Below are 356 nucleotides of genomic sequence, written 5' to 3'. Positions count from 1 at the left end.
AAGTTAAGATACTCTCTCAACCAAGGCGTATCAACCAATGCACGAAGGAAGATCCCTCGCGCACCATTTAGATCCCTATCCATCTTTGATTGGGTAGATGCCGATTTTATGATTTTCGCCCCACCCAATTTATTGATAATTTCACCTGTCCATGACACCGTTTTAGAAGTATAGGCTTCGTTACAATCAATCACAACTTTATGGTTTTCCCAAGCCTTCCACTTCAGAAATTGCTTAAACTCATAATGGCTTAGAGTCAGCATTTGCCTGACAGATTTGTTTCTAAGTTTACGTCTGGACTTAGAAACCATCTGTGATGTTTCAAACGTGGGAAGTAAAATTACATCAAAGTTTTC

At 39.3% G+C, this 356-nt stretch carries 1 protein-coding gene; it reads right to left on the bottom strand.

What is annotated here, in order from left to right; translation table 11 throughout:
- Positions 1–356: zinc ribbon domain-containing protein (locus tag PL8927_RS27790; protein WP_156093366.1), on the bottom strand; the 356-nt coding region annotated here is incomplete at both ends.

The organism is Planktothrix serta PCC 8927 (genome assembly GCF_900010725.2).
Taxonomy (GTDB): domain Bacteria; phylum Cyanobacteriota; class Cyanobacteriia; order Cyanobacteriales; family Microcoleaceae; genus Planktothrix; species Planktothrix serta.
The sequence above is the reverse complement of the archived record's forward strand: the minus strand, read 5'-3'. Positions and strand labels throughout refer to the sequence as shown.